Here is a 24,042-nt window from a genome sequence, read left to right on the forward strand (position 1 = left end):
TGCATGTTGCTGTCCCGGCTGGCCCAGGTGTCCCAGGAGGTGGCCGCCGCCTCGGCGCGGTCGCGGAAGACCGCGCTGCTCGCCGAGCTGTTCCGGGAGGCGTCGCCGGACGACGTCCCGGTCGTCATCCCGTATCTGGCGGGCCGGCTGCCGCAGGGGCGGATCGGGGTCGGCTGGAAGGTGCTGAGCCGTCCGGTGCCGCCCGCCGCCGAGCCGTCGCTGACGGTGCGCGAGGTGGACGCGCTGCTCACCCGGCTCGCGAAGGTGTCGGGGCCGGGCTCGCAGGCCGGGCGGGCCCGGCTCGTCGGCGAGCTGCTGGGCGCGTCCACCGAGGCGGAGCAGCGGTTCCTGAGGGGGTTGCTGACCGGCGAGGTGCGCCAGGGCGCCCTGGACGCGGTGGCGGTGGAAGGGCTGGCCCGGGCGACCGGCGCGGCGTCGGCGGACGTACGGCGGGCGGTGATGCTCGCAGGGTCGCTCCAGCCGGTCGCCGGGGCGCTGCTGGCGGACGGTCCGGGGGCGCTGGAGCGGTTCCGGCTGACCGTCGGACGTCCGGTGCAGCCGATGCTGGCGCACAGCGCCTCCTCGGTCGCCGAGGCGGTCGGGAAGCTGGGCGCCTGCGCGGTCGAGGAGAAGCTCGACGGCATCCGGGTCCAGGTGCACCGCGACGGCGACACCGTGCGGGTGCACACCCGCACCCTCGACGACATCACGGACCGGTTGCCCGAGGTGACGGCGGCGGCGCGGGAGCTGGACGCGGAGCGGTTCATCGTGGACGGGGAGGTCATCTCCTTCGACGGCACCGGACGCCCGCGGTCGTTCCAGGAGACGGCCGGGCGGGTCGGGTCCCGGGTGGACGTGGCGACGGCCGCCCGGGAGACGCCGGTCTCCCCCGTGTTCTTCGACGCGCTGTCGGTGGACGGCCGGGACCTGCTGGACCTGCCGTTCGCCGAGCGGCACGCCGAGCTGGCCCGGCTGGTGCCGGAGCCCATGCGGGTGCGGCGCGCGGTGGTGAGCGGCCCCGACGAGCTGGAGGCGGCTGAGCGGTTCCTCGCCGAGACGCTGGAGCGCGGCCATGAGGGCGTCGTGGTGAAGGGCCTGGAGGCCCCGTACAGCGCGGGGCGGCGCGGCGCGTCCTGGCTGAAGGTCAAGCCGGTGCACACGCTGGACCTGGTGGTGCTGGCCGCCGAGTGGGGCCACGGCCGGCGCACCGGCAAGCTCTCCAACCTGCACCTGGGCGCCCGCACACCCGACGGCGGCTTCGCGATGCTCGGCAAGACCTTCAAGGGCATGACCGACGCGATGCTGGAGTGGCAGACGAAGCGGCTGCGGGAGATCGCCGTCGACGAGAGCGGCTACACGGTGACCGTGCGCCCCGAACTCGTCGTGGAGATCGCCTACGACGGCCTGCAGCGCTCCAGCCGCTACCCGGCCGGCGTCACCCTGCGCTTCGCCCGGGTGATCCGCTACCGCGAGGACAAGCGCCCCGAGGAGGCGGACACGGTCGGGACCGTGCTGGCCGCCCACCCGGAGGTACGGCCGTGACGGCGGCCCGGAGCGCGGGCCTGCTGCTGTTCCGGCGCACCGGGGAGGGCGTCGAGGTGCTGCTCGGCCACATGGGCGGCCCGTTCTTCGCGCGCCGGGACGCCGGGGCGTGGACCGTGCCGAAGGGCGAGTACGACCCCGCCGAGCCCACCTGGGACGCGGCGCGGCGCGAGTTCCGGGAGGAGCTGGGACTGCCCCCGCCGGACGGGGAGGCGGTGCCGCTCGGGGAGGTCCGCCAGTCGGGCGGCAAGGTGGTCACCGCCTGGGCGGTGGAGGCCGACCTGGACCCGGCGTCGGTCGTGCCCGGCACGTTCACCATGGAGTGGCCGCCCAGGTCGGGGCGGACGCGGGAGTTCCCGGAACTGGACCGGGTCGCCTGGTTCCCGCTCGGCCGGGCGCGTGAGCTGATCGTGTCGGCACAGACCGCGTTTCTGGACCGCCTGGCGGAGCACTCGCCCTGAGAGACCCTCCCGCGTTGCGGCGCCCATCGGCGCGCGGGAAGGTCGTCGGAGCACAGCCCGTCCCATGGAGGCCAGTGATGCACATCGCCACGGTGAATCCGGCGAACGGCGAGACCGTCAAGACGTACCACCCCATGGACGAGGACGAGCTGGAACGCCGGCTCCAGCTCGCGGAGGCCACCTTCCGCACGTACCGGACGACGACCTTCGAGGAGCGGTCCCGGCTGCTGCACCACGCCGCCGAGATCCTCGACGCGGACCAGGACGCCGTCGGCAAGGTGATCGCCACGGAGATGGGCAAGCCGGTCAAGCAGGCCCGCGCGGAGGCGGCGAAGTGCGCCAAGGCGATGCACTGGTACGCCGACCACGCGGCCGGACTGCTCGCCGACGAGGAGCCCGACGCGTCCGACGTGAAGGACTCCGGCGCCTCCCGGGTCCTGGTGCGCTACCGGCCGCTGGGACCGGTGCTCGCGGTGATGCCGTGGAACTTCCCGCTGTGGCAGGTGGTGCGGTTCGCCGCCCCCGCCCTGATGGCGGGCAACGTCGGGCTGCTCAAGCACGCGTCGAACGTGCCGCAGACCGCCCTGTACCTGGAGGACCTGTTCCACCGCGCGGGCTTCACCGAGGGCTGTTTCCAGACCCTGCTGATCGGCTCGGCGGCCGTCGACGACCTGCTGCGCGACGAGCGGATCAAGGCGGCGACCCTCACCGGGAGCGAGCCGGCCGGGCGGGCGGTCGCCTCGACGTGCGGCGAGATGATCAAGAAGACGGTGCTGGAGCTGGGCGGCAGCGACCCGTTCGTGGTCATGCCCTCCGCCGACCTGGACCGGGCCGCCGAGGTCGCGGTGACCGCCCGGGTGCAGAACGCCGGCCAGTCCTGCATCGCCGCCAAGCGGTTCATCGTGCACACGGACGTCTACGACGCCTTCGCCGAGCGGTTCGTCGCCGGCATGAGGGCGCTGAAGGTCGGCGACCCGATGGACGAGGACACCGACGTCGGCCCGCTCTCCAGCGAACAGGGCCGCCGGGACCTGGAGGAGCTGGTCGACGACGCGGTACGGGCCGGCGCCACGGTGCTGTGCGGTGGCGAACGCCCGGACGGACCGGGCTGGTTCTACCCGCCGACCGTGCTGGCCGGGATCGACCGGGAGATGCGCATCCACCGGGAGGAGGCCTTCGGCCCGGTCGCCACGCTGTACCGGGCGGCCGACCTGGACGAGGCGGTGCTCATCGCCAACGACACCCTGTTCGGGCTGAGTTCGAACGTGTGGACACGTGACGAGGCGGAGATCGACCGGTTCGTCCGGGACCTCGAGGCGGGCGGCGTGTACGTCAACGGCATGACGGCGTCCCACCCCGCGTTCCCCTTCGGCGGGGTCAAGCGGTCGGGGTACGGGCGTGAGCTGTCCGGGCACGGAATCCGCGAGTTCTGCAACATCACCACGGTTTGGCACGGCGCGTGACGCCCGCACGGTTACGATCCCGACTGTGAACCGCGAAGTGACACTGCCTCTGATCGTCGACGACCGCGGCACCCTTCAGGTGGCGGCCGCCGACGTCAGCAAGCTGCTGCGCACGGTGGGCGGCCGGTGGGTCCGGCTCGTCGAGGCCGGCGAGGGCGGGCTCGACGAGGACACGGTCGCCGCGCTGACGATCGAACTCGCGAAGCTCGCCGACCGCATCGACGTGGCGTGCATCGCCCACAGCAGCGGCACCACCCCGTAGGGCGTCAGGCCGGCCGTTCCAGGGTCCGCCAGAACAGCGCTTCGTAGCTCTGCAGCAGGTGTCCGTAGGCGCGGGCGCGGCTCTCGTCCAGGCGGCCGGTGTCCAGGGCCGCCTGCACGGCGCGCTCGGCGGTGCGGGCCGGCGCCGGGGCCGGTTCGGCGAAGAAGTCGAAGAAGGCGCAGGCCTCGTCGCCGAAGCCGTAGTGGGTGCGCAGGGCCCTGGCGATCGTGGCGCAGTAGCCGCCCCAGGCCGAGAAGTTGGCGGTGACGGCGAGGACGGCGTCGGCCGGGGCGGCGTTGAGGGCCAGCCAGGCGACGTAGGCGGGGTAGGCCTGGCAGCCCGGCAGCGGGGTGTAGGCGGCGGCGCGGGCCTCGTCGACGCCGCAGGCCGCGGCGAAGGCGGGCAGCCGCTGCTGGGCGATCGCCTCGCCCTCGGCCAGGGCGGTGAAGAAGGCGTCGGCCTCCGGTTCGGCCGAGGACCGCACGGCCAGCTGGAGGAAGGCGCGGCGGTCCGCGGGGATCACCCGCAGCTGTTCCAGGGCCAGGACGGCCAGGACCTCCCGGTCCGCCTCGCCGGCGGCGATCAGCGGCACCAGGGGGTTGGAGCGCGGGTCGGGGGCGAGCTCCGCGGTGATCGTGTTCAGCAGGTCCCGGGCGTTGCGTGTCATCACGTCCTCCGAGGCGTCGGTCACCCCGAGGTTGGCCCGGCTGTCGTGCGGGGGCAACCCGGCGCACCGGACCGCCCCCGCACGGTGGGTCAGCGGATGGACATGCCCGAGAGGGTGCGGGCGATCACCAGGCGCTGGATCTCGCTGGTGCCCTCGAAGATCGTGTAGATCGCGGCGTCGCGGTGCATCCGCTCGACCGGGTACTCGCGGGTGTAGCCGTTGCCGCCGAGGATCTGGATGGCCTGGCCGGTGACCTTCTTGGCCGTCTCGCTGGCGAACAGCTTCGACATCGAGCCCTCGGCCGCGGTGAACGGCTTGCCGTTGACCGCCATCCAGGAGGCGCGCCACACCAGCAGGCGGGCCGCGTCGATCTGGGTGCGCATGTCGGCGAGCTGGAAGGCGACGCCCTGGTTGTCGATGATCGGGCGGCCGAACTGCTCACGCGTCCTGGCGTAGTCGAGCGCGACCTCGTAGGCGGCGCGGGCGGTGCCCACGGCCATGGCGCCGACGGCCGGGCGGGAGGCCTCGAAGGTGGCCATGGCGGCGTTCTTCACGCGCTCACCGCCCGTCCTGGCCTTCTCGCGGGCACGGGCCAGGCGCTCGTCCAGCTTCTCCTTGCCGCCGAGCAGGCAGGAGCCGGGAACGCGCACGTCGTCCAGGACGACCTCGGCGGTGTGCGAGGCGCGGATGCCGTGCTTCTGGAACTTCTGGCCCTGCGACAGACCGGGGGTGTTCGGCGGGATGATGAAGGACGCGTGGCCCTTGGAGCCGAGCTCCGGGTCGACGACCGCGACCACCACATGGACGTTGGCGATGCCGCCGTTGGTCGCCCAGGTCTTGGTGCCGTTGATCACCCACTCGTCCTTGGCCTCGTCGTACACCGCGCGGGTGCGCATCGACGCCACGTCGGAGCCGGCGTCGGGCTCGGAGGAGCAGAAGGCCGCGACCTTGACGTCGTTCACGTCGCCGTACATCTGGGGGATCCAGGTGCCGATCTGCTCCTCGGTGCCGTTGGCGAGGACGCCGACGGCGGCGAGGCCGGTGCCGACGATCGACAGCGCGATGCCGGCGTCGCCCCAGAACAGCTCCTCCATGGCCATGGGGATGCCGAGACCCGTTGCGTCGAAGTACTGCTGGGCGTAGAAGTCCAGGGAGTAGATGCCGACCTTGGCCGCCTCCTGGATCACCGGCCAGGGAGTCTCCTCACGCTCGTCCCATTCGGCGGCGGCGGGGCGGATGACGTCGGCGGCGAAGCCGTGCAGCCAGTCCCGCACCTCCTTCTGTTCGTCGTTGAGCTCCATGGTGAACTCGGCCATGACTCCTCCAGCGGCGGCGCACGTGCATGTTACTTGCGGTAACCCCAGTCTGTTACCGACAAGTAGGAGAAGTCAACTCCCCAGGCAGGTCGGCATCCCGTTCGATGTCGGGCCCGTGGTCAGTGTTAGTTTGCGCAGGCGTCACCGATTCAGCACGGGTGGGGAGAGCTCATGGACACCACACAGCGGACCGAGCAGCAGCGGTCCGCCGACCGACGCCGGCGCGAGCTGCTGGAGGCCGCCGACCGAGTGGTGCTGCGCGACGGGCCCGGGGCCTCGATGAACGCCATCGCCGCGGAGGCCGGCATCACCAAGCCCATCCTCTACCGGCACTTCGGCGACAAGGGAGGACTCTACGCCGCCCTCGCCAAGCGCCACACCGACGCCCTGCTGGACTCGCTGCGGGCCGCACTGGACGCCCCCGCGGAGCGGCGGGAGCGGGTCGAGGCCACGCTGGACACCTACCTGACGGCGATCGAGGCGCGGCCCCAGGTCTACCGCTTCCTGATGCACCCGGCGGAGGGCTCGCCGGGCGACCAGGGCTTCGACGTGGGCAAGCACTCGGCGCCGCTGCTGCGCCGGATGGGCGAGGAGCTGGCCCAGGTGATCGAGGACCGCCTCGACCTCGGACCCGGCAGCCATCAGCTGGCCCGGGTGTGGGGCCACGGCATCGTCGGCATGATGCATGCCGCCGGCGACTGGTGGCTGGGCGAACGCCCCTGTTCCCGTGCCGAGTTGGTGCGCAGCCTGGCCGACCTGCTGTGGGGCCGGCTGGCCGCGGCCGGCGACAGGGTGGGCGGCCCGGGCTTCTGACCCGGGCCGGACTCCGGCTCAGCCGGGCCGGTGCCAGGAGGCGCGCGCGACCTGGCGCATCAGCTTGCGGTGACGGCGGCCGGCGAGGCGGTCGGCGTAGACCGTGCCGTCCAGGTGGTCGCTCTCGTGCTGGAGACAGCGGGCGAAGAAGCCCGTGCCGTGCACGGTGACCGGCTCACCGGTCACCGTGACGCCCTCGACCACCGCGTGGTCGTAGCGCTCCGTCCCCGCCTCCAGGCCGGGCAGCGACAGACAGCCCTCGGGGCCGCGCACCACCACCCCGTCCGTCACCACCAGCCGCGGGTTCACCACGTGCCCCAGGTGCCGGACCTCCTCGTCGTCGGGGCAGTCGAAGACGAACACCCGCAGCGGCACGCCGATCTGGTTCGCGGCCAGACCCACGCCCTGCGCCGCGTACATCGTCGCGAACAAGTCCTCCACCAGATCCGCCAGTTCCGGACCGAAGTCGGTGACGTCCCCGCACGGCGTGTGCAGGACGGGGTCGCCGAGCAGGGTGAGGGGCCGTACGCGTCCGTGGACGCCGGGCAGGGAGCCGTGTCGCATGGCCGCAAGGGTACGGTCCTTGCATCACCGCCCCGTCTCCCGACGGAGCCGCGGTACTGGAGGGCGAATGGATCTCGATAGGCTGAGCCCACACCACGTGGCCGTCAGGCACAGACGCGGCGCGTACGCAAGGAGGATCGAGAACTGATGGCAGGCAACTCGGACCCGCTCACGCCGCGGGCCAAGCTGGCCGTGACCGCGGGCAAGGCGGTCGCGGCGGCATCCCGCGCCGCAGGGCGCGGCAGCGGTTCGGTGATCGGCGGCCGGGTGGCCCTGAAACTCGACCCCGAGCTTCTCCACCGGCTCGCCACGCACCTGGACGTGACCCTCGTCTCGGCGACCAACGGCAAGACCACCACCACCCGGCTCATCGCCGAGGCGCTCAAGGCGGCCGGCCCGGTCGTCTCCAACGCGCTCGGCGCCAACATGCCGGCCGGCATCACCTCGGCCCTGGCGGCCGGCGCCGACGCCCGTTACGGCGTCATCGAGGTCGACGAGAAGTACCTGGTCGGCGTCGCGCAGGCGACCGAGCCGAAGTGCATCGCGCTGCTCAACCTCTCCCGCGACCAGCTCGACCGCGCCGCGGAGACCCGCATGCTCGCGGAGGCCTGGCGCGAGGGCCTGGCCGGCTCCAAGGCCGTGATCGTGGCCAACGCCGACGACCCGCTGGTGGTGTGGGCCGCGTCGTCCTCCCCCAACGTGATCTGGGTGGCCGCCGGCCAGATGTGGAAGGACGACGCCTGGTCCTGCCCGTCCTGCGGCGGTGTGATGCAGCGCCCTGGCGACGACTGGTTCTGCGGCGAGTGCGGCTTCCGCCGCCCCACCCCGAGCTGGGCGCTCTCCGGCGACCACGTGCTCGACCCGCACGGCTCCGCCTGGCCGATCCACCTCCAGCTCCCGGGCCGCGCCAACAAGGCCAACGCCGCGTCCTCCGCGGCCGTCGCCGCCGTCTTCGGGGTGCCGCCGCAGGTGGCCCTGGAGCGCATGTACCAGGTGCAGGCCGTGGCCGGCCGCTACGACGTCGTCCAGTTCCAGGGCCGTGACCTGCGGCTGCTGCTCGCGAAGAACCCCGCGGGCTGGCTGGAGACGTTCTCGCTGATCGACCCGCCGCCGACCCCGGTGATCCTGTCGGTGAACGCGCGCTCCGCCGACGGCACCGACACCTCCTGGCTGTGGGACGTCGACTACACCCGGCTCACCGGCCACCCGATCTGCGTCATCGGCGACCGCAAGCTGGACCTGGCGGTGCGCCTCGAGGTCGCCAACCAGCAGTTCCAGGTGTGCGAGAACCTCGACCAGGCGGTCCAGATGTCGCCGCCGGGCCGGATCGAGGTCATCGCCAACTACACCGCGTTCCAGGACCTGCGCCGCCGCGTCGGCAACTGACCACGACACCTCAGGGGACTTGAAGTGAGCGACAACCAGCTGCGGGTCGTCTGGATCTACCCGGACCTGCTGAGCACCTACGGCGACCAGGGCAACGTCCTCGTCGTCGAGCGCCGGGCGCGGCAGCGCGGCCTGGACGTGGCGCGGCTCGACGTGCGCAGCGACCAGCCGATCCCGACCTCCGGCGACATCTACCTGATCGGCGGCGGCGAGGACCGCCCGCAGCGGCTGGCCGCCGAGCGGCTGCGCCGCGACGGCGGGCTGCACCGGGCCGTGGGGAACGGCGCGATCGTCTTCTCGGTCTGCGCCGGCTACCAGATCCTCGGCCACGAGTTCATCAACGACCTCGGCCAGCGCGAGCCCGGCCTCGGCCTGCTCGACGTGGTGTCGGTGCGCGGCGAGGGCGCCCGCTGCGTGGGCGACGTCCTCGCGGACATCAACCCGCAGCTGGGCCTGCCCCCGCTCACCGGGTTCGAGAACCACCAGGGCATCACCCACCTGGGCCCCACGGCACGCCCGTTCGCCCAGGTGCGCTTCGGCAACGGCAACGGCACCGGGGACGGCACCGAGGGCGCCTACAACGACACCGTCTTCGGCACCTACATGCACGGTCCGGTGCTGGCCCGCAACCCGCAGATCGCGGACCTGCTGCTGAAGCTGGCGCTGGACGTCAACGCCCTGCCGCCGACCGACGACCGCTGGTACGAGGCCCTGCGCGACGAACGCATCGCGGCCGCCCAGCAGCCCGCGTGAGGCGCTGGGACAGCACCGGGAAGGAGGCGTCGGAAGCGGCCTGAACAGGCCCGTCTGACGCCTCCTCCGCACAGGTGAGCGGCATCGTCCAGCAGGCGGACGCGGGATGCGGCACAGCCCCCGGGAACGGCTAGGGTGGCCGTGATCGAGCCGGACAGCGCGGTCCGGTCCCGGCCACTTCGAGAAGGTTGTTTCGGGCTATGCGCATTGGTGTCCTCACGTCCGGCGGCGACTGCCCCGGCCTGAACGCCGTCATCCGGTCCGTCGTGCACCGCGCCGTCGTCGACCACGGCGACGAGGTCATCGGCTTCCGCGACGGGTGGAAGGGCCTCCTGGAGTGCGACTACCTCAAGCTCGACCTCGACGCGGTGAGCGGCATCCTCGCCCGCGGCGGCACCATCCTCGGCTCCTCACGGGTGCGTCCCGAGCATCTGCGGGACGGTGTGGAGCGGGCCCGGGGCCATGTCGCGGAACTCGGTCTCGACGCGATCATCCCCATCGGCGGTGAGGGCACCCTCAAGGCGGCCCGGCTGCTGTCCGACAACGGGCTGCCGATAGTCGGCGTGCCGAAGACCATCGACAACGACATCGCCGTCACCGACGTCACCTTCGGGTTCGACACGGCCGTCGGCGTGGCCACCGAGGCGCTGGACCGGCTGAAGACCACCGCCGAGTCGCACCAGCGCGTGCTGATCGTGGAGGTCATGGGCCGCCACACCGGCTGGATCGCGCTGCACTCCGGCATGGCGGCCGGCGCGCACGCCATCGTGGTGCCCGAGCGGCCCTTCGACATCGACGAGCTGACCGCGAAGGTCGGCGAGCGGTTCTCGGCCGGGAAGCGGTTCGCCATCGTCGTCGCGGCGGAGGGCGCCAAGCCGAAGGCCGGGACCATGGACTTCGACGAGGGCGGCAAGGACGTCTACGGACACGAGCGGTTCGCCGGGATCGCCCGGCAGCTCTCCCTGGAGCTGGAGGAGCGGCTCGGCAAGGAGGCCCGGCCGGTGATCCTCGGCCATGTGCAGCGCGGCGGCACGCCCACCGCGTACGACCGGGTGCTGGCCACCCGGTTCGGCTGGCACGCGGTGGAGGCCGTGCACCGCGGGGACTTCGGGCAGATGACGGCGCTGCGCGGCACCGACATCGTGATGGTGCCGCTGGCGGAGGCCGTCGAGACGCTGAAGACGGTGCCCGAGGAGCGGTACGCCGAGGCGGAGTGCGTGCTCTGACCGCCCCGTCGCGGCCCGGCGCGTGGCACGGGCGCGCGTGAGACCGGCTTCACAGACCGCCCCCGGTGACGGACGTCGCCGGGGGCGGTTCTAGTCTGGTGCGGACCGATTGCGTACAACCTGGACGAAAATGGAGCCGGCGGATGGATCACAGCGGGCACGGCATGACCATGGATCTGCCGCCGTTCACGCTGGGCCGGGGGCTCGCCTGGTCGGCGGACCCCTTCTTCCTCGTCGCCTGCCTGCTGGCACTCGCGCTCTACGGCTGGGGCGTGGTCCGGCTGGTCCGGCGCGGTGACAGGTGGCCGGTGGGGCGGACCATCGCGTTCGTCACCGGTGTGCTGAGCATCGGGCTCGTGATGTGCACCGCGCTGAACGACTACGGCATGGTGATGTTCAGCGTGCACATGGTGCAGCACATGGTCATCAGCATGGTGTCGCCGATCCTGCTCCTGCTCGGCGCCCCGGTCACCCTGGCGCTGCGGGCGCTGCCCCCGGCGGCCGTGCGCGGCACCAAGGGGCCGCGCGAGCTGCTGCTGATGCTGCTGCACAGCCGGTACATGCGGGTCGTGACGCACCCGCTGTTCACCATCCCGATGTTCATCGCGAGCCTGTACGCGCTGTACTTCACCCCGCTGTTCGACTTCCTGATGGGGTCGGCGGTCGGGCACGCGGCGATGATGGTGCACTTCCTCGCCGTCGGCCTGGTGTTCTTCTGGCCGATCATGGGCGTGGATCCGGGTCCGCACCGGCCGGGGCATCTGATGCGGATGCTGGAGCTGTTCGCGGGCATGCCGTTCCACGCGTTCTTCGGCATCGCGCTGATGATGGCCTCCACCCCCATGGTCACCACCTTCCAGGACCCGCCCGCGTCGCTGGGCATCGACGCGCTGTCCGACCAGAACGCGGCCGGCGGCATCGCCTGGGCGTTCAGCGAGGTCCCGTCGGTGCTGGTGCTGATCGCGCTGCTGTTCCAGTGGTACGCCTCGGACCAGCGGCAGGCCCGCCGCAAGGACCGCGCCGCCGACCGGGACGGCGACAAGGAGCTGGAGGCGTACAACGCCTACCTGGCCTCCCTGAACGCGCGCGGCAGCTAGGGCGCGGCCCCGGGTTCCGTCCCGCACCGCCCTGCTTTGCGGAAACCGGGGCACCATGGAGGCAACGGACCTGGAGGAGGGTGTCGCGATGCCCGGTACCACGAACGGTTCCACCTCGACGAAGACCATGGGCGTGCTCACCGTCGGCGGCCTGGTCGCCGTGACCGCGTACACGGTGGCGCTCGGCAGCAACGGCTGGCTGTGGTTCATCTGGGTCGTCCTGGGCCTGCTCACCCTGGGGATGGTCGCCACCCGCAGCAGCTGACCGGCGGTACGGGGCGGCTCACCGCGGGGTGAGCCGCCCCGTGAGATGGACGCCCGGCTGGTACTTCGGCAGCCGGACGGTGATCTTCATGCCGGCGCCCGCAGCCGTCTCGATGACCAGCCCGTGGTCGTCGCCGTAGACCTGGCGGAGCCGGTCGTCGACGTTGGACAGGCCGATGCCGCCGGTGGGGCTGACCTCGCGGGCGAGGATGCGGCGCAGCAGACCGGGGTCCATGCCCGCCCCGTCGTCCTCGATGACCACGAGGGCCTCCGCGCCCGCGTCCTGCGCGGTGATCTGGATGTGGCACTTGTCGGCCTTGCCCTCCAGACCGTGCTTGACGGCGTTCTCCACCAGCGGCTGGAGGCACAGGAAGGGCAGCGCGACCGGCAGCACCTCGGGGGCGATCTGCAGGGTGACGGAGAGCCGGTCGCCGAAGCGCGCCCGCACCAGCGCCAGGTAGTGGTCGATGGCGTGCAGCTCGTCGGCGAGGGTGGTGAAGTCGCCGTGTCGGCGGAACGAGTAGCGGGTGAAGTCGGCGAACTCCAGCAGCAGCTCGCGGGCGCGCTCGGGGTCGGTGCGCACGAAGGACGCGATCACCGCGAGCGAGTTGAAGATGAAGTGCGGGGAGATCTGGGCGCGCAGGGCGCGGAGCTCCGCCTCGATCAGCCGGGTGCGGGACTGGTCCAGGTCGGCCAGCTCCAGCTGGACGGAGACCCAGCGGGCGACCTCCCCGGCGGCCCTGACCAGCACCGCCGACTCGCGGGGCGCGCAGGCGACGAGTGCACCGTGCACCCGGTCGTCGACGGTGAGCGGGGCGACCACCGCCCAGCGGACGGCGCAGTCGGGGGTGTCGCAGGTCAGCGGGAACGCCTCGCCGCGGCCGGTGTCCAGGGGGCCGGTGAGGCGCTCCATGATCTCGGTGCGGTGGTGGGCGCCGACGCCGTCCCAGACCAGGACCTGCTCGCGGTCGGTGAGGCACAGCGCGTCCGTGCCGAGCAGGGAGCGCAGTTTGCGCGCCGACTTGCGGGCGGTCTCCTCGGTGAGGCCGGCCCGCAGCGGGGGCGTGGCCAGGGACGCGGTGTGCAGGGTCTCGAAGGTGGCGTGCTCGACGGGGGTGCCGAGTCCGGCGAGGCTGGCGGGCCGTGCCGTGCGCCGCCCCAGCCAGAAGCCGGCGGCCAGCAGGGGCAGCACCGCGACGAGCAGACCGGCGAGGAAACCGCTCATGCGGACACCTCCGTACGCAGCTCTTCCGGCAGGTGGAAGCGGGCCAGGACCGCGGCTGTGCCGGGCGGCACCCGGCCGGGCGTGGCGAGCGAGACCAGCACCATGGTGAGGAAGCCGAGCGGCACCGACCAGAGGGCGGGCCAGGCGAGCAGTGCGTGCCAGGGTCCGGCGCCCGGGTAGCCGGCCATGGTGGCGGCCACGGCGAGGAACGCCGAGCCGCCGCCGACGAGCATCCCGGCGGCCGCGCCCGGCGGGGTGAGCCGCCGCCACCAGATGCCGAGGACCAGCAGCGGGCAGAACGACGAGGCGGACACCGCGAAGGCGAGCCCCACGGCGTCGGCCACGGGCAGCCCGCCGACCAGGAGGCTCGCGGCCATCGGGACGGCCATGGCGAGCACGGTGCCGAGCCGGAAGTGGCGCACGCCGCGGGAGGGCAGCACGTCCTGGGTGAGCACCCCGGCGACGGCCATGGTGAGTCCGGAGGCGGTCGACAGGAACGCGGCGAACGCTCCCCCGGCGACCAGCGCGCCCAGCAGGTCGCCGCCGGTGCCGCCGATCATCCGTCCGGGCAGCAGCAGGACGGCGGCGTCCGCGTCCCCGGTGAGGGTGAGGTCGGGGGCGTAGAGCCGGCCGAGGGCGCCGTAGACGGGGGGCAGCAGGTAGAAGGCGCCGACCAGGCCGAGGACGGCGACGGTGGTGCGGCGGGCGGCGACGCCGTGCGGGCTGGTGTAGAAGCGCACCACGACGTGCGGCAGGCCCATGGTGCCGAAGAAGGTGGCGAGGATCAGCCCGTACGTGGCGTACAGCGGGCGTTCGGCGCGGCTCTCGGCGCGGGAGGGCGACAGGGCGTCGTCGGCGCCGTGCCCGGTGGCGGGCACCTCGGAGCCCTCGGCGAAGGTGAGGCGGGTGCCGCCGTCGACGCGGTGCGTGCCCGCGGGCAGGCTGACCTCGGTCCCGGCGTGCTCCCGGCCGTCGACGGCGCCGTCCACGGTGACGGTGAGCGGGGCGGTGAGGCGCAGGTCGACGGTGTCGTCGACGCGCACCACGCGCTGTTCACGGAACTCGGCGGGCTCGTCGAAGGCGTGGCTGGGCGCGCCGTCGCTCTGCCAGGCGAGCACCAGGAAGAGCGCGGGCACCAGCAGGGCGGTCAGCTTCAGCCAGTACTGGAACGCCTGGACGAAGGTGATGCTGCGCATGCCGCCGGCGGCCACGATCACCGTGACGACGACGGCGACGATCACCGCGCCGAGCCAGTCGGGCGCGCCGGTGAGCACGGTGAGGGTGAGTCCGGCGCCCTGGAGCTGGGGCAGCAGGTAGAGCCAGCCGACGCCGACGACGAGGGTGCCGGCGAGCCGCCGGACCGTGTGCGAGGCGAGCCGGGCCTCGGCGAAGTCGGGCAGCGTGTAGGCGCCGGAGCGGCGCAGCGGCGCGGCGACGAACAGCAGCAGGACCAGGTAGCCGGCGGTGTAGCCGACCGGGTACCAGAGCATGTCCGGGCCCTGGATCAGGACGAGTCCGGCGATGCCGAGGAAGGAGGCGGCGGAGAGGTACTCGCCGCTGATGGCGGCCGCGTTGAGGCGGGGGCCGACCGTGCGGGAGGCGACGTAGAAGTCGGAGGTGGTGCGGGACACGCGCAGGCCGAAGGCGCCGACGAGGACGGTCGCGACGGCGACGAGCGCGACGGCGGTGACGGCGTAGGCGGTGTTCACGGCGGTGCGGTTCCCGGGGTCTCAGCGGTCCTCGACGAGCCGCACGAAGTCGCGTTCGTTGCGTTCGGCGCGGCGGACGTACCAGCGGGCGAGCAGGACCAGCGGGGGGTAGAGCCCGAAGCCCAGGACCGCCCACTCCAGGCGGCGGGCGTCCGGGGCGGCGGCGAAGACCAGCGGCAGGGGGCCGATGAGCAGGGCGAGGACGGCGAACACGGTGAGTCCGGTGCGCAGCTGGATGCGCATCAGGGAGCGCACGTAGGTGTGACCGAGGGTGGTCTGCTCGTCGATCTCGGTGCGCGGGCGGTAGTAGCCGGAGGAGCGGCGGGCGCGGCGGGGCGGGCCGGTGACGACCACCCGGCGCTCGGCGGGTTCCTGGGGCATGAGCGGCTCTCCTCCTGCCTAACCGGTGGTCCGGCGCATCAGCAGGTCCCGCAGCTCGCGGGCGTGGCGCCTGCTGACCTGGAGTTCCTCGGAGCCGATCAGGACGCTGACGGTGCCCGCGTCGAGCCGCAGTTCGCCGATGTGGCGCAGGGCGACCAGATGACGGCGGTGGATGCGGACGAAGCCGCGGGAGCGCCAGCGCTCCTCCAGGGTGGACAGCGGGATGCGCACGAGGTGGCTGCCGCGGTCGGTGTGCAGGCGGGCGTAGTCGCCCTGGGCCTCGACGTGGGTGATGTCGTCGACGGCGACGAAGCGGGTGACGCCGCCCAGCTCGACGGCTATGTGGTCGGGGTCGGGTTCGTGCACGGGGATGCGCGGGGCGGGTTCGGGCGGGGTGGCGCCGCGCTGGGCCGCCGCCCGGCGCACGGCTTCGGCCAGCCGTTCCCTGCGGACGGGTTTGAGCACGTAGTCGACGGCCTTGAGGTCGAAGGCCTGGACGGCGAAGTCCTCGTGGGCGGTGACGAACACGACGAGCGGCGGCCGGGCGAATCCGCTGAGCAGCCGGGCGAGGTCCAGTCCGTCGAGGCCGGGCATCTGGATGTCGAGGAAGACGACGTCGATGGCGTCGGGCCCGTCGGGTCCCGACTCCAGGGCGCGGTTGATGCGGCGCAGGGCCTCGGTGGCGTCGCCGGCGCCTTCCGCGCTCCCGATGCGGGGGTCGGCGTTCAGCAGGTAGAGCAGCTCCTCGAGCGAGGGGCGTTCGTCGTCGACGGCGAGGGCGCGCAGCATGAACGTGGAGTGTAGGGGGGATCTCCGGGTCGGGACTACGTGCCGGACAAGGGCGTTTCGCCCGGTTCCGCGCCCGGACCCTCCGGGGACGGACTCGGGGTGGCCTCGGGGCCGGCGTGGATACAGTGCCCGCATGAACAGCAGGCCCGCGCCGTTCGACGACCTCGACCGGAAGATCGTCACCGCTCTGATGGCGAACGCCAGGACGTCCTTCGCGGAGATCGGCGCCTCCGTCGGGCTGTCGGCGACGGCGGTCAAGCGCCGGGTGGACCGGCTGCGGGAGACCGGGGTGATCACCGGGTTCACCGCGACCGTGCGGCCGTCCGCGCTGGGCTGGCGCACGGAGGCGTACGTCGAGGTGTACTGCGAGGGCGCGGCGCCGCCGCGGCGGCTGGCGGAGGTGGTGCGCAACCATCCGGAGATCGCGGCGGCGATGACGGTGACCGGGGGCGCGGACGCGCTGCTGCACGTGCGGGCGCGGGACGTGGAGCACTTCGAGGAGGTGCTGGAGCGCATCCGCCAGGAGCCGTTCATCCGCAAGACGATCAGCGTGATGGTGCTGTCGCACCTGCTGCCCGACAGTCCTGAGGCGGGAGTGACGCAGCCCGCCCCGGACGACGCACCGGACGTGCGCTGAGGGCGTGGAAGACGCAGCGATCGTGCGTGGACACGCAGGATCCGTCGCTTGTCGGCCGTGCGGCCGGGTTCCTACCGTGGAGTCACCCCCTGTTGACACCGTGTGAAGCGGAGGAACCCCTTCGTGCCCGAATCACGTGTGGCGCGCCCACGGCGTTATCTCGTCTGCGAACCCAGATTCTTCGCCGTGCGGTACGCGATCAATCCCTGGATGCGTCCGGACCGTCCCGTCGACGTCTCACTCGCCCGGCGGCAGTGGCTGTCGCTGGTCGACGCCTACCACCGCCACGGCCATACCGTGGAGACCGTGGAGCCGCTGCCCGGTCTGCCCGACATGGTGTTCGCCGCGAACGCGGCGGTCGTCGTGGACGGGCGTGTGTTCGGATCCCGGTTCCACGCGCCGGAGCGGCGTCCGGAGTCGGTGCCGTACGCGGCCTGGTTCAAGGCGCACGGATTCGACGTCCAGCACCCGGAGTCGGTGTGCGAGGGCGAGGGCGACCTGGTGCCCGCCGGGCGCTGGATCCTCGCCGGGACCGGCTTCCGCACCACGCCCGAGGCGCACCGGGAGGCGCAGGAGTTCTTCGGGGTGCCGGTGATCGGCCTGACCCTGGTGGACCCGTACTTCTACCACCTGGACACGGCGCTCTTCGTGCTGGACGAGGAGAACGTCGCGTACTACCCGGAGGCGTTCTCGCCGGGCAGCCGTGAGGTGCTGGAGCGGCTGTACCCGGACGCGGTGACCGCCACCCGGGAGGACGCCATGGCGTTCGGCCTGAACTCCGTCTCGGACGGCCGTCACGTGTTCATCTCGCCGGGAGCTACGGCTCTCGCCGGCCGGCTCGCCGACCGCGGTTACGTCCCCGTCCCCGTCGACCTGTCCGAGTTCCACAAGGCGGGCGGGGGCATCAAGTGCTGCACTCAGGAGATCCGCTCATGACCTCTGCCTCCCGTCCGCGTTCGTCCGCCGAGCTGATCGCGGCGGAGGAGCCGGTCCTCGCGCACAACTACCACCCGCTGCCCGTGGTCGTCGCCCGCGCGGAAGGCGCCTGGGTGGAGGACGTCGAGGGCCGGCGCTACCTGGACATGCTGGCCGGCTACTCGGCGCTGAACTTCGGCCACCGGCACCCGGCGCTGATCGAGGCGGCGCACCGCCAGCTGGACCGGCTCACGCTGACCTCGCGCGCCTTCCACAACGACCGGCTCGCCCGGTTCGCGGAGCGGCTGGCCGCGCTGACCGGCCTGGACATGGTGCTGCCGATGAACACCGGCGCCGAGGCGGTGGAGAGCGGCATCAAGGTGGCCCGCAAGTGGGCCTACGACGTGAAGGGCGTCCCCGCCGACCGGGCGACGATCGTGGTGGCGGCGGACAACTTCCACGGCCGGACGACGACGATCGTCAGCTTCTCGACGGACGAGACGGCCCGTGCCGGGTTCGGCCCCTTCACCCCGGGGTTCCGGGTGGTGCCGTACAACGACCTCGCGGCGCTGGAGGAGGCCGTCGACGAGACGACGGCGGCGGTGCTGATCGAGCCGATCCAGGGCGAGGCGGGCGTGCTGATCCCGGACGACGGCTATCTGGCCGGGGTGCGGGAGCTGACCCGGCGCGCCGGGTGTCTGTTCGTCGCGGACGAGATCCAGTCGGGGCTCGGCCGCACCGGGCGCACGCTGGCCGTGGAGCACGAGTCGGTCGTGCCGGACATGGTGCTGCTGGGCAAGGCGCTGGGCGGCGGCATCGTGCCGGTGTCGGCGGTGGTGGCCCGGCGCGAGGTGCTCCAGGTGCTCCACCCGGGTGAACACGGGTCGACCTTCGGCGGGAACCCGCTGGCGGCCGCCGTGGGCACGGCCGTGGTGGAGCTGCTGGAGACGGGCGAGTTCCAGCGGCGCGCGGCCGAGCTGGGCGTGGTGCTGCGGGAGGGCCTGGAGGCGCTGGTCGGCAAGGGCGTCACCGGGTTCCGCAGCCGCGGCCTGTGGGCGGGTGTGGACGTCGACCCGGCCCTCGGCACCGGCCGGGAGGTCAGCGAGCGTCTGATGCGCGAGGGCATCCTGGTCAAGGACACGCACGGCTCGACGGTCCGGCTGGCCCCGCCGCTGACCGTCACCGCGGACGAGCTGCTGGAGGCGCTGCGCACACTGGAGAAGGTGCTCAGCCGCCAGGCCTGACCGCCTGCCCGCCGCCCCCGCCGGACCTCTGCGGCGGGGGCGGCGGCGTGTCCGGGGGCATGCCGGGCGACGGGTGCGGCGCACCGGTGGCTCACCTCCGGGAAGCCCCCGGCGGGTCCTCGGGGTGAAGATGGGGATGAGCGGGGACACAAGGTGACAGAACGCTCTCAGCGACAGAGAGGCCGTCCGTGGGCGGACACAAGGAGCAGGGAGGAGCCCGGCAGGGGTTCGACGTGGCCGACGCCGCGCCGCTGCTGCTGGACCCGCACGGTCTGGTGGCGGGCTGGACGGTGCACGCGGAGCGGCTGCTGGGCCACGGCGCGGCGGAGGCGGTGGGCCGGAAGTTCGCCGATCTGCTGGAGACCGACGACGCCGAGCGGATGGAGGACCTGCTCGACCGGTGCCGCACCGGAAACGACTGGACGGGGCTGATGACCGCCCGCCACCGGGACGGGCGCCCGGTGCCGGTGGCGGTGCGGGTCGCCCCGACCACGGCCCCGCAGGGCCGCCCGGCGGTGCTGGTGCTGCTGTCGGAGCTGGGGGACGGGGCCCGGGGGTGGGACATGAGCCGCGGCGTGCTGGAGCAGATCGTCGCCGGCAACCCCATCGGCATCGCCATCGTGGACACGGATCTGCGCTACGTGTGGTCCAACGCCGCCCTGGAGCAGTTCGGCGGCGGACCGGGCCGGAGCCGTGTGGGTCTGCGGGTCGCCGACGTCCAGCCGGGCATGGACAGCGAGGCCGTCGAGGAGCGGATGCGGCACGTGCTGGAGACCGGCGAGCAGGAGGTCGGCTACGAGTACGTCGGCCGCGCGCGGTCGGCGCCGCTGCGGGAGACCGCGCACATGCTGTCGTTCACCCGCCTCGAGGACGACCGGGGCGACCCGACGGGCGTGTACTACACCGTCGTGGACGTCACCGACCGGCACCGCGCCCGGCAGCGCCTCGCCCTGCTCGACCGGGCCGGCGAGTACATCGGCCGCACCCTCGACGTGATGACCACCGCACAGGAACTGGCGGACGTCGCCGTGCCCGGCCTCGCCGACTTCGTCACCGTGGACCTGCTGGAGACGGTCCTGCGCGGCGCCGAGCCGGTCCCGGAGGCGCTCGCCGGGTCCGAGCGGGTGCCGCTGCGCCGTGCGGGCCACCGGTCCCTGTACGAGGACCTGCCGCGCACCGCCGTGGACAGCGGCGCGGTCGTCGCCTACCTGACGGACTCCCCGCCCGTGCGGTGCCTCACGACGGGGCAGTCCTGGCGGCAGGAGCAGCTCGACCCGCTGGCCCTCGAGTGGGCCGTGGGCGCGCCGGGCGGCCGGGAGTCCACGTTCCTGGAGCTGGGCCTGCAGAGCGTGATGATCGTCCCGGTCCGGGCCCGCGGCGTCACCCTGGGCCTCACCACGTTCTTCCGCCGCCGACGGAGCCCCTTCGACCCGGACGACCTGCACCTGGCCGAGGACCTGGTCTCGCGCGCCGCCGTCTGCGTGGACAACGCCCGCCGCTACACCCGTGAGCGGGACGCCGCACTCGTGCTCCAGCGCAGCCTCCTGCCGCGCCGGCTCCCCGACCAGGACGCCGTCGAGGTGGCCGCCTGCTACCGGCCCGCCGACGAGCTGACCGGCCTGGGCGGCGACTGGTTCGACCTCATCCCGCTGTCCGGCGCCCGGGTCGCGCTGGTGGTCGGCGAGGTGCCGGGGCACGGCATCGACGCCGCCGCCGCCATGGGGCGGCTGCGCACGGCGGTCCGCACGCTGGCCGCGATCGACCTGCCGCCCGAGGAAGTGCTGGCGCACCTGGACGACCTGGCCTTCCGCTCGGCTCGGGACGACGGCGACGGCGAGGACGACGGCTCAGCAGGCGGGGGCGCCCAAGGCAATTCGGTCGGCTCCGGCTGCTTGTACGTGGTGTACGACCCGGCGGACGGGCGGTGCACGATGGCCGCCGCGGGTCATCCCGCGCCGGCGGTGGTGGCGCCGGACGGCACGGTCGGTTTCGTGGACCTGCCGCAGGGGCCGCCGCTCGGGGTGGGCGGTCCGCCGTTCGAGGCGGTGGAGCTGGACCTGGCCGAGGGCAGCACGCTGGTGCTGCACACGGACGGGCTGCTGGGGCACGGCGACGACGGCGCGGAGGAGGCCGGCCGGGAGCGGCTGCGGCGGGCCCTGGAGGGCACGGCGCGGGAGCCGCGGCCCAGCTGCCGGGAGGTGATCGACGCGCTGGTCCCGGCCCGTCCGGAGGACGACGTGGCGCTGCTGATGGCGCGGACCAGGCGGCTCGCGCCGGAGCAGATCGCGGCCTGGGAGCTGCCGCCAGACCCGGCGGTGGTGGCGGACGCCCGCAGGACCGCCCAGGACCAGCTCTCCCGCTGGGGCCTCGACGAGGAGCTGATGTTCACCACGGAGCTGCTGGTGAGCGAGCTGGTCACGAACGCGATCCGGCACGCCTCCGGGCGGGTGCGGCTGCGGCTGATCCGGGAGCGGACGCTGGTGTGCGAGGTGCTCGACGGCGGCGCGAGCGCCCCGCATCTGCGGCATCCGCGCGCGATGGACGAGGGCGGACGCGGGCTGCTGCTGGTGTCGCAGCTCGCCGAGCGCTGGGGCACGAGGTTCGTGCCCGACGGGAAGATCATCTGGGCGGAGCAGCCGCTGACCACACCCGCGGGGTGAGGCGGGGTCATGGCACGCACGTCGATCGACTACGAGGGGGTGTACCAGGCGCTGCCGGGCATGGTGGCGCTGCTGACCCCCGACCTGGTGTTCGCCGACGTCAACGAGGCGTACGTGCGCGGGACCGGGCGTCCGCGCGAGTCCCTGCTGGGCCGCCACGTGTTCGACGTGTTCCCGGAGTCGGTGAACTCCCCCGCCGCGCACCACTCGCACCAGCTGCGGGCCTCGCTGCTGCGGGTGCTGGCCACCGGCGAACGCGACACGATGCCCCTGCAGCGCTACGACATCGAGTCCCCCGAGCACTCGGGAGACTGGCACGAGCACTACTGGTCGCCGGTGAACAGCCCGGTCCTCGGACCGGACGGGCGGGTGCGGCTGATCGTGCACCGGGTCGAGGAGGTGACCGAGTTCGTGCGGGCCTGGGGGCTCGGCGGCGACACGGCCGGACGGGTGCTGGAGGCCGAGCTGTACACGCGCGCCCGGGAGCTGCAGGAGCTCAACAACCGGCTGCGCGAGGCGCACGCCCGGGAGCGTGAGGTGGCCCTGGTGCTGCAGAAGGCGATGCTGCCGGCGAACCGGCCGGTGGGCCACCGCCGGGCCGCGGTGCGCTACCGGCCGGCGGTGGGCGCGCTGAACGTGTGCGGGGACTGGTACGACCTGGTCGACCTGGTGGGCGGCCACCGCATCGGCGTGTCGGTGGGCGACGTGGTGGGGCACGGTCTGGAGGCGGCCGGGGTCATGGGCCAGCTGCGCAGCGCGCTGAGCGCCACGTCCCGGGTGGCGGACGGGCCGGCGCAGGCGCTGAACGTGCTGGGCCGGTACGCGCACGTGGTGGACGGCGCCGAGTCGGCGACGGTGGTGACCACGTTCGTCGACTTCGACCGGCACGTCATCACCTACAGCAGCGCCGGCCATCCGCCGCCGGTGCTGCTGCATCACGACGGGCGGGTGGAGTTCCTGGACCGGGCGACGGACCCGCCCCTGGACGCCCGTCCGGATCCGCAGCCGCGGCCGGAGGCGTCGACCGTCTTCTCGCCGGGGGCGACCCTCGTCCTCTACACCGACGGGCTGATCGAGCGGCGGCGGGAGGACATCGACGTCGGGCTGCTGCGGCTGGCGGAGTCCCTGCGCCACCACGGCGCGCTGGACCCGGAGCCCCTGGCGGACACCGTGCTGCGGGAACTGCTGCCGCCGGGCGGCGCCACGGACGACACGGCGCTGGTCGTCGTACGGCTGTGAGGGGACTCCTCGTCAGGCGCCGGTGCGTACGCGGTCGAGGCGGGTGGTGCGGTCCACGTTGGCCCGGTCCTCGGGGTCGTCGCTGGGCCGGCCGGCGAACCAGGCGTCGAGGATCTCGTGCAGCAGCGGGACCGAGGTGAGGCGCAGGCTGAGCGCCAGCACGTTGGCGTCGTTCCAGCGGCGGGCGCCGTCGGCGGTGTACGCGTCCGTGCACAGGGCGGCCCGTACGCCGGGCACCTTGTTGGCGGCGATCGAGGCGCCGGTCCCGGTCCAGCAGCACACCACCGCCTGGTCGGCCCTGCCGTCGGCGACGTCGCGGGCGGCGGCCTCGGAGCAGACGGCCCACTGCGGGTCGTCCCCGGGGCTCAGCGCGCCGTGGACGCGCACCTCGTGGCCGCGCTCGCGCAGGACGTCGGCCAGGGCGCGGGCAACGGGTTCGTCCATGTCGGAGGAGACGGAGATCCGCATACCGCCGAGCGTACCGGGCGGTGCGCGGACGGCGGTTGCGCGGCGGGCGGGCGGCTGTCCGGTGCCGTGGGTTCCGGTTCCCGTCGAACCTGGTGCCGGGGCCCGTCGCCCAGTCCTAGACTGGCAGTTCACGACGTGCCGGATGACCTGATGGAACGCGGCGATCCCGTCGTTTCCCAGAGTCGAGGAGCGTGCTTTTGTTCTACTACCTGCTCAAATACGTGCTGTTGGGCCCGCTGCTCAGACTGGTCTTCCGGCCCCGGATCGAGGGCCTGGAGCATGTCCCGTCCTCCGGCGCCGCGATCGTGGCGGGGAACCATCTGTCGTTCTCGGACCACTTCCTGATGCCGGCCGTGCTGAAGCGCCGCATCACCTTCCTCGCCAAGGCCGAGTACTTCACCGGCCCGGGTCTCAAGGGGCGGCTGACGGCGTTCTTCTTCCACAGCGCCGGCCAGATCCCCGTCGACCGCTCCGGCAAGGAGGCCGGGCAGGCGGCGATCCGCGAAGGGCTGGGGGTGCTGAGCAAGGGGGAACTGCTCGGCATCTACCCGGAGGGCACACGCTCGCACGACGGCCGCCTCTACAAGGGCAAGGTCGGCGTGGCGGTGATGGCCCTCAAGGCGGGCGTGCCGGTGGTCCCCTGCGCGATGATCGGCACGTTCGAGGCGCAGCCTCCCGGCCGGAAGATTCCCCGCATCCGTCCGGTGGTGATCCGCTTCGGCGAGCCGCTGGAGTTCTCCCGCTACGCGGGCATGGAGAACGAGAAGGCGGTCCTGCGCGCCGTCACGGACGAGATCATGTACGCCATCCTCTCCCTGTCCGAGCAGGAGTACGTCGATCAGTACGCGGCCGACGTGAAGGCCGCGGAGGCCGAGCGGCGCACGGCGGAGGAGAGGCGGCGGGGGCCGCGCATGCCGCTGCGGTAAGCACCGCGGGCAGCGGTGAGGGGCGGCCGGGGTAT

Annotated in this window: 24 protein-coding genes; 16 read left to right on the forward strand and 8 right to left on the reverse strand. The window is 73.1% G+C overall.

The features are described 5' to 3' along the window. Positions 1–3 precede the first annotated feature (3 nt). The 4 genes from ACP7TJ_RS03745 to ACP7TJ_RS03760 all read left to right on the forward strand — a co-directional run bounded on the left by ACP7TJ_RS03745 (position 4) and on the right by ACP7TJ_RS03760 (position 3,728). On the forward strand, positions 4–1,542 hold the full coding sequence (locus ACP7TJ_RS03745) for an ATP-dependent DNA ligase (RefSeq protein ID WP_189910733.1): 1,539 nt from the start codon (positions 4–6) through the stop codon (positions 1,540–1,542). Next, the gene (locus ACP7TJ_RS03750; protein WP_427762100.1) at positions 1,539–2,003 is read left to right on the forward strand and encodes an NUDIX domain-containing protein; all 465 of its coding nucleotides are present in this window, start codon (positions 1,539–1,541) and stop codon (positions 2,001–2,003) included. Before ACP7TJ_RS03745 ends, ACP7TJ_RS03750 begins: the two co-directional genes overlap by 4 nt. A gap of 77 nt (positions 2,004–2,080) precedes the next feature. Next, complete coding sequence (locus ACP7TJ_RS03755; RefSeq protein WP_427762103.1) at positions 2,081–3,466, forward strand: NADP-dependent succinic semialdehyde dehydrogenase; 1,386 nt, start codon at positions 2,081–2,083, stop codon at positions 3,464–3,466. Positions 3,467–3,491: 25 nt separating this feature from the next. Continuing rightward, positions 3,492–3,728, forward strand: coding sequence for a DUF6213 family protein (locus tag ACP7TJ_RS03760; protein WP_006135192.1), 237 nt, complete (start codon positions 3,492–3,494; stop codon positions 3,726–3,728). Between the two features lie 4 nt (positions 3,729–3,732). Here the strand turns inward: ACP7TJ_RS03760 and ACP7TJ_RS03765 are convergent, their stop codons facing one another. Together ACP7TJ_RS03765 and ACP7TJ_RS03770 are read right to left on the reverse strand one after the other, a co-directional pair. Further along, a complete protein-coding gene (locus tag ACP7TJ_RS03765) occupies positions 3,733–4,395 on the reverse strand; it encodes a transcriptional regulator (protein WP_093765166.1) in 663 nt (220 codons plus the stop codon). A gap of 89 nt (positions 4,396–4,484) precedes the next feature. Beyond that, positions 4,485–5,711 carry an acyl-CoA dehydrogenase family protein gene (locus tag ACP7TJ_RS03770; RefSeq protein WP_189910735.1) on the reverse strand — a complete coding sequence of 409 codons (1,227 nt, stop codon included), beginning with the start codon at positions 5,709–5,711 and terminating at the stop codon, positions 4,485–4,487. Positions 5,712–5,882: 171 nt separating this feature from the next. Between ACP7TJ_RS03770 and ACP7TJ_RS03775 the strand changes: the two genes are divergently transcribed. Next, positions 5,883–6,524 carry a TetR family transcriptional regulator gene (locus tag ACP7TJ_RS03775; protein ID WP_093765108.1) on the forward strand — a complete coding sequence of 214 codons (642 nt, stop codon included), beginning with the start codon at positions 5,883–5,885 and terminating at the stop codon, positions 6,522–6,524. Between the two features lie 18 nt (positions 6,525–6,542). Here the strand turns inward: ACP7TJ_RS03775 and def are convergent, their stop codons facing one another. Next, entirely contained in the window at positions 6,543–7,088 is a 546-nt protein-coding gene (gene def / locus ACP7TJ_RS03780) for a peptide deformylase (protein ID WP_367451386.1), read from the reverse strand. 147 nt (positions 7,089–7,235) lie between these two features. Between def and ACP7TJ_RS03785 the strand changes: the two genes are divergently transcribed. The 5 genes from ACP7TJ_RS03785 (at position 7,236) to ACP7TJ_RS03805 (ending at position 11,815) form a co-directional block, all read left to right on the forward strand. Next, the gene (locus ACP7TJ_RS03785; RefSeq protein WP_093765110.1) at positions 7,236–8,474 is read left to right on the forward strand and encodes a Mur ligase family protein; all 1,239 of its coding nucleotides are present in this window, start codon (positions 7,236–7,238) and stop codon (positions 8,472–8,474) included. Between the two features lie 24 nt (positions 8,475–8,498). After that, positions 8,499–9,227, forward strand: a complete 729-nt coding sequence (locus tag ACP7TJ_RS03790) for a type 1 glutamine amidotransferase (protein ID WP_048456358.1) — start codon at positions 8,499–8,501, stop codon at positions 9,225–9,227. Between the two features lie 200 nt (positions 9,228–9,427). Further along, positions 9,428–10,453 carry a 6-phosphofructokinase gene (locus ACP7TJ_RS03795; RefSeq protein ID WP_093765111.1) on the forward strand — a complete coding sequence of 342 codons (1,026 nt, stop codon included), beginning with the start codon at positions 9,428–9,430 and terminating at the stop codon, positions 10,451–10,453. A 143-nt stretch (positions 10,454–10,596) separates the two neighbouring features. After that, positions 10,597–11,550: a cytochrome c oxidase assembly protein gene (locus ACP7TJ_RS03800; protein ID WP_167742459.1), complete on the forward strand. Its 954-nt coding sequence runs from the start codon at positions 10,597–10,599 to the stop codon at positions 11,548–11,550. Positions 11,551–11,638: 88 nt separating this feature from the next. Beyond that, positions 11,639–11,815: a hypothetical protein gene (locus tag ACP7TJ_RS03805; protein WP_107308653.1), complete on the forward strand. Its 177-nt coding sequence runs from the start codon at positions 11,639–11,641 to the stop codon at positions 11,813–11,815. 18 nt (positions 11,816–11,833) lie between these two features. On the opposite strand, the gene ACP7TJ_RS03810 is transcribed toward ACP7TJ_RS03805, so the two are convergent. Genes ACP7TJ_RS03810 through ACP7TJ_RS03825 form a run of 4 tightly spaced genes read right to left on the reverse strand, consistent with a single transcriptional unit; the run spans position 11,834 to position 15,918 of the window. Next, positions 11,834–13,039: a sensor histidine kinase gene (locus tag ACP7TJ_RS03810; RefSeq protein ID WP_093765114.1), complete on the reverse strand. Its 1,206-nt coding sequence runs from the start codon at positions 13,037–13,039 to the stop codon at positions 11,834–11,836. Continuing rightward, on the reverse strand, positions 13,036–14,748 hold the full coding sequence (locus tag ACP7TJ_RS03815) for a cation acetate symporter (protein ID WP_167742460.1): 1,713 nt from the start codon (positions 14,746–14,748) through the stop codon (positions 13,036–13,038). Before ACP7TJ_RS03815 ends, ACP7TJ_RS03810 begins: the two co-directional genes overlap by 4 nt. 21 nt (positions 14,749–14,769) lie before the next feature. Next, the gene (locus tag ACP7TJ_RS03820) at positions 14,770–15,129 is read right to left on the reverse strand and encodes a hypothetical protein (RefSeq protein WP_167742461.1); all 360 of its coding nucleotides are present in this window, start codon (positions 15,127–15,129) and stop codon (positions 14,770–14,772) included. 18 nt (positions 15,130–15,147) lie between these two features. Beyond that, positions 15,148–15,918: a LytR/AlgR family response regulator transcription factor gene (locus tag ACP7TJ_RS03825; RefSeq protein WP_093765116.1), complete on the reverse strand. Its 771-nt coding sequence runs from the start codon at positions 15,916–15,918 to the stop codon at positions 15,148–15,150. 133 nt (positions 15,919–16,051) lie between these two features. Here ACP7TJ_RS03825 and ACP7TJ_RS03830 point away from each other — a divergent pair, with 133 nt between their 5' ends. The 5 genes from ACP7TJ_RS03830 to ACP7TJ_RS03850 all read left to right on the forward strand — a co-directional run bounded on the left by ACP7TJ_RS03830 (position 16,052) and on the right by ACP7TJ_RS03850 (position 22,613). Next, positions 16,052–16,555: an Lrp/AsnC family transcriptional regulator gene (locus ACP7TJ_RS03830; RefSeq protein WP_093765117.1), complete on the forward strand. Its 504-nt coding sequence runs from the start codon at positions 16,052–16,054 to the stop codon at positions 16,553–16,555. A gap of 123 nt (positions 16,556–16,678) precedes the next feature. Continuing rightward, on the forward strand, positions 16,679–17,491 hold the full coding sequence (ddaH, locus tag ACP7TJ_RS03835) for a dimethylargininase (protein ID WP_320584110.1): 813 nt from the start codon (positions 16,679–16,681) through the stop codon (positions 17,489–17,491). Next, entirely contained in the window at positions 17,488–18,714 is a 1,227-nt protein-coding gene (gene rocD, locus ACP7TJ_RS03840) for an ornithine--oxo-acid transaminase (RefSeq protein WP_320584111.1), read from the forward strand. The genes ddaH and rocD overlap by 4 nt, the downstream gene beginning before the upstream one ends. 188 nt (positions 18,715–18,902) lie before the next feature. Next, the gene (locus ACP7TJ_RS03845; protein ID WP_370162864.1) at positions 18,903–21,374 is read left to right on the forward strand and encodes a SpoIIE family protein phosphatase; all 2,472 of its coding nucleotides are present in this window, start codon (positions 18,903–18,905) and stop codon (positions 21,372–21,374) included. A 9-nt stretch (positions 21,375–21,383) separates the two neighbouring features. After that, entirely contained in the window at positions 21,384–22,613 is a 1,230-nt protein-coding gene (locus ACP7TJ_RS03850; protein WP_427762115.1) for a PP2C family protein-serine/threonine phosphatase, read from the forward strand. A 12-nt stretch (positions 22,614–22,625) separates the two neighbouring features. On the opposite strand, the gene ACP7TJ_RS03855 is transcribed toward ACP7TJ_RS03850, so the two are convergent. After that, positions 22,626–23,081 carry an RpiB/LacA/LacB family sugar-phosphate isomerase gene (locus ACP7TJ_RS03855; RefSeq protein WP_167742464.1) on the reverse strand — a complete coding sequence of 152 codons (456 nt, stop codon included), beginning with the start codon at positions 23,079–23,081 and terminating at the stop codon, positions 22,626–22,628. A gap of 197 nt (positions 23,082–23,278) precedes the next feature. Here ACP7TJ_RS03855 and ACP7TJ_RS03860 point away from each other — a divergent pair, with 197 nt between their 5' ends. After that, complete coding sequence (locus tag ACP7TJ_RS03860) at positions 23,279–24,007, forward strand: lysophospholipid acyltransferase family protein (RefSeq protein ID WP_093765123.1); 729 nt, start codon at positions 23,279–23,281, stop codon at positions 24,005–24,007. The last annotated feature ends 35 nt before the right edge of the window (positions 24,008–24,042 follow it).

This window comes from Streptomyces sp. DSM 41931 (assembly GCF_050271085.1).
Taxonomy (GTDB): domain Bacteria; phylum Actinomycetota; class Actinomycetes; order Streptomycetales; family Streptomycetaceae; genus Streptomyces; species Streptomyces albogriseolus.